The following is a 3,852-nucleotide window of genomic DNA, read 5'->3' on the forward strand; positions in this document are numbered from 1 at the left end:
TCGGAGAAGCGGTAGAGCGCGGCGGGCCGACCCCCCGAGGGCCCCGGTGGCGCGCTGCGCCCGCACCGCACGAGCTCGCCCCGCCTGGTGAGGACCCTCTGCAGGTTGGTCGGATCCACAGGGTGGCCCAGGGCGGCGCCGTAGAGCTGCGCGAGATACGACAGCGTGAACTCCACGGGCGCCAGGGCGAACCCCAGGGTCGAGTAGGAGAGCTTGGCCGCGAGGCGGGCGCGGGCGCGGGCGACGATCTCCGCGTGGTCGTAGACGGTGTCGGGCAGCTGGTCGACCCGGAACCAGGCCGTGTCGTCGGGGATGGCCGGGTCGGCGTCGCTGGGGAGGACGCCGAGGAACCCGGAGGCGAACACGCGTCGGCCGGGTATGCGCCCCGGGTCGGAGAACTCCGCCACGGATTCCAGGTGGCTGAGCGATTGCACGTCGACCTTCTCGGCGAGCTGCCGGGTGGCGGAGGCGGGCAGGTCCTCGTCGTCCCGGACCTCACCGCCGGGCAGCGCCCACCGGCCGGCGGCGGGCCCGAGGGAGTGCCGCCAGAGCATCACGTGGAGCGTGGGCGCGGTGGCACCGGGCGCCGGTCGCACCTGGGTCACCACGACGAGCACTTCGTGACCGGTGTTACACTGCATCATGTTTTCGATTGTAAGTCGAAAACAGGGCCGGTGGCGTATCGGCCCACAGAACCGACCCGGGAGGGGGCAGCGATGAGCACTGCCACAGGACACGGCACCACGGTCGCGCCACGGCCCGACACCACCGTCGGACGGCTCGACTCGCCGCTCGCCACGAGGATCCGCCACGACGGCGCGGTGTACACGGGCGTCGAACCCGACGCGGAGTGGGCCGCCGAGATCCGCCGCCTCGCCGGCGAGCGTGACGCGGTGATCCTCGCCCACAACTACGAGGTCCCCGCCATCCAGGACATCGCCCACCACGTGGGGGACTCCCTGGCCCTGTCGCGCATCGCCGCGGAGGCCGAGCAGTCGACCATCATCTTCTGCGGCGTCCACTTCATGGCGGAGACCGCCAAGATCCTCTCGCCGGACAAGACCGTCCTCATCCCCGACGAGGCGGCGGGCTGTTCGCTGGCCGACTCCATCACCGCCGAGCAGTTGGCGGAGTGGAAGTCCGAGCACCCCGATGCCGTGGTGGTCTCCTACGTCAACACCACCGCCGCGGTGAAGGCCCTCACGGACATCTGCTGCACCAGCTCCAACGCGGTCGAGGTGGTCGAGTCGATCGACCCGGACCGCGAGGTGCTGTTCCTTCCCGACCAGTTCCTCGGCGCGCACGTCCGGCGCAAGACCGGCCGCGACAACGTGCTCGTGTGGGCGGGCGAGTGCCACGTCCACGCCGCGATCAACGGTGACCAGCTCACCGCCAAGTCGCAGGCCCACCCGGGCGCCGAGCTGTTCGTCCACCCCGAGTGCGGCTGCGCCACGAGCGCGCTGCACCTCGCCACCGAGGGTGCCGTGCCGGCTGATCAGGTCAAGATCCTGTCCACCGGCGGGATGGTCGACGCCGCCCGCTCCTCGGGTGCCCGCGAGGTCCTGGTGGCCACCGAGATCGGGATGATCCACCAGCTGCGCAAGGCGGCTCCGGAGATCGACTTCCTCCCGGTCAACGACCAGGCCAGCTGCCCCTACATGAAGATGATCACCCCGGCCGCGCTGCTGCGCGCGCTCGTCGAGGGCGCCGACGAAGTGCACGTCGATCCCGCCACGGCCGAGGCCGCGCGCGGGTCCGTCGAGCGGATGATCGCCATCGGCAACCCGGGATCCGGGGAGTGACCGGCGCGGGCGTGGGTTCGCCGGTATCCGGGGGAGACGACGACGAGCTCTTCGACCCCGACACCCGTGCCGACGCCCTGATCGCGATCAGGCGCGCCCTCGAGGAGGACCTGCGTTACGGCCCGGACGCCACCTCGCTGGCCACCGTGCCCGCGGACTCCCGTGCCACCGCACGACTCGCGACCCGATCCGACGGGGTGGTGGCCGGGTTGCCGCTGATCGGGATGGTCCTGACCGAGGTGCTCGGCGACGACTACTCGGTCACGCTCAGCGCGGGGGACGGTGACCGCGTCTCGGCCGGCGACGTGGTGGCCGAGATCACCGCACCGACGCGCGGGCTGCTCACCGCCGAGCGGACACTGCTCAACCTCGTGTGCCATCTCTCGGGGGTGGCCACCGCGACCCGGGCATGGGCCGACGAGCTCAGTGGCACCGGCTGCGCCGTGCGCGACACCCGCAAGACCATGCCCGGCATGCGCCTGCTGCAGAAGTACGCCGTCCGCTGCGGCGGCGGGGTCAACCACCGACTCGGCCTCGGGGATGCCGTCCTGGTCAAGGACAACCACGTGGTGGCCGCCGGTGGGGTGGTTCCGGCGCTGGCCGCCGTGCGCGAGCGGTTCCCGGACCTGCCCTGCGAGGTCGAGGTGGACTCCCTGGAGCAGCTCGACCAGATGCTCGACGCAGGCGTGGACCTGGTCCTGCTGGACAACTTCCCCGTCTGGCAGACGCAGATGGCCGTGCAGCGTCGGAACGCGATCTCACCCCGTACCCGGTTGGAGTCCAGTGGCGGCCTCGGTCTGGACGTCGCCGCCGACTACGCGCGCTGTGGTGTCGACTTCCTCGCCGTCGGCGGGCTCACCCACTCGGTCGCGGTCCTCGACCTCGGCCTGGATATGTGAGGTCCACCGCACCCGGCCGTTCGGGTGAGGTGTGGGTCGCCGGAACCCGCGTAAAGTTTGATGACATGACGGGCTTCTGGGACACGAGCGAGAAGAGCACTCCGGCGGAACGCCGACAGCAGCGGATGGCGGAGGCGCGCCGACGCGTGGAGTCCGGGGAGAACACCTCACCGCCGCCTCCACGGCCCGCCCCCGGCAAGCCCGCCCGGAGTCGCTCGGCGCGCTCGCCCAGGGCGGCCACCGTGGACCCGCTCTCCGTCACCGGGGCGCAGTTCGCCGTCTGGCGTAGCGTCCAGCACTTCTGCGCCACCGACTCGCTCCCGGACGCCCGCGGGGCCGATCTGGACCTGCTGGTCGCCTGGTCGGACTCCATCCAGCCGTTCCGCCTGCGCCAGCGGATAGTGGCACGCCTGGACTCCCAGGGCGCGTGGCTGCCGGTCTGCTACGCCAAGGACGGCGCCCGCGAGGCGATCACCCAGGCGCAGGCCGACCGTTACCGCGAGGCCAGGCTCGGCGAGTCCACACTCTCCGGTGGCGCGCAGAAGTCCCTCCGGGAGACCGACCACCCGGAGACCACGACCTCGCTCTGAGCAGGGCCCTCAGCGAGCGGCCAGTGCGAACCGCCGGCCCCGCGGTCGCGGGCCGGTGCTGAGGACCAACTCGTCGGCACCGGACTCACGGCCGGCCGGGCCCGTGGTCTCCTTGACGGCGGTGACCTCGTCGTCGTCGTGGAGGTCGTCGTCGGCGGTGCCGTCCCCGGTCCGGTCGTCGGTCAGGTCGACCGCCTCGGCGTCGCCGGGATGCTCGTCCACCGCGACGATCGCCCCCTCCCGCTCGAGATCGATGATCGCGGTGCGGGCCGCCCGGGCGTACCGCAGGTGTCGCATCGCGGGGGTGTCCGTATCGGGGTCGGAGGGGTCCACGTCGCCCAGTCTCAGCGGCTCGCCCGAAGGGGCCTCGTAGGCCTCGCAGACCGATTCGACGATCTCGTCCACCCCCAGACTGTCCCACTCCCCGAGCTTGTCCACGACGATCATGCGGGCGCGTTCCAGCGCGTCGGGCCCGGGGTCGGTGGCGGCGTCGATGGCGGAACGGATCTTCTCGGAACGGATCTTGTCAGTCGAACTCATGACCCGAGCCTGCCAGTCCCG

At 71.7% G+C, this 3,852-nt stretch carries 5 protein-coding genes; 3 read left to right on the forward strand and 2 right to left on the reverse strand.

Annotated elements, in window-relative coordinates; all coding sequences use genetic code 11:
• Positions 1-644 (reverse strand): NUDIX domain-containing protein (locus tag G6018_RS12710; RefSeq protein WP_182639791.1); only part of this gene is annotated, 644 nt, incomplete at its 3' end.
• Positions 645-716: 72 nt separating this feature from the next.
• Between G6018_RS12710 and nadA the strand changes: the two genes are divergently transcribed.
• From nadA to G6018_RS12725, 3 genes are all read left to right on the forward strand, one after another.
• Positions 717-1,802 (forward strand): quinolinate synthase NadA, encoded by a 1,086-nt coding sequence (nadA, locus tag G6018_RS12715; protein WP_187700272.1) that lies wholly within the window; start codon positions 717-719, stop codon positions 1,800-1,802.
• A 77-nt stretch (positions 1,803-1,879) separates the two neighbouring features.
• Entirely contained in the window at positions 1,880-2,701 is an 822-nt protein-coding gene (gene nadC / locus G6018_RS12720; RefSeq protein ID WP_182610795.1) for a carboxylating nicotinate-nucleotide diphosphorylase, read from the forward strand.
• Positions 2,702-2,766: 65 nt separating this feature from the next.
• Positions 2,767-3,291: a hypothetical protein gene (locus G6018_RS12725; protein ID WP_182616728.1), complete on the forward strand. Its 525-nt coding sequence runs from the start codon at positions 2,767-2,769 to the stop codon at positions 3,289-3,291.
• Positions 3,292-3,300: 9 nt separating this feature from the next.
• Here G6018_RS12725 and G6018_RS12730 read toward each other — a convergent pair whose 3' ends face one another.
• Complete coding sequence (locus G6018_RS12730; RefSeq protein ID WP_182616726.1) at positions 3,301-3,831, reverse strand: hypothetical protein; 531 nt, start codon at positions 3,829-3,831, stop codon at positions 3,301-3,303.
• Between the last annotated feature and the right edge of the window lie 21 nt (positions 3,832-3,852).

It is taken from the genome of Dietzia sp. DQ11-44 (genome assembly GCF_014145205.1).
Classification (GTDB): domain Bacteria; phylum Actinomycetota; class Actinomycetes; order Mycobacteriales; family Mycobacteriaceae; genus Dietzia; species Dietzia natronolimnaea.